The 242-nt window shown below is 74.8% G+C and carries 1 protein-coding gene; it reads right to left on the reverse strand.

Annotation, left to right across the window (positions count from 1 at the left end; genetic code table 11):
• Positions 1-242, reverse strand: a 242-nt coding sequence (locus HA630_RS02125; protein WP_407061928.1) for a phosphoribosylanthranilate isomerase, incomplete at both ends; no start/stop codon positions are given.

Raw genomic sequence — 242 nt, forward strand, 5'->3', positions numbered from 1 at the left:
TGGAACTGCAGCAGGGCGTGGGGCACGGCCTGCAGGCCGGCCTGCACCTCGGCCGCGCTGGCGTTGACGAACAGCAGCACCGGGGTGACGAAGGGCGGCAGCTCGCGCGCCAGTTCACCGGCGCGCTGCGCCGTGACCGCGCGCGGGCTGGGTGGGTAGAGCACGAAGCCGATGGCGTCGGCCCCGGCGCGGGCGGCGTGGGCCACGTCGGCCTCGCGCGTGAGGCCACAGATTTTGATGCG

The sequence above is a fragment of the Aquabacterium sp. A08 genome (genome assembly GCF_011742065.1).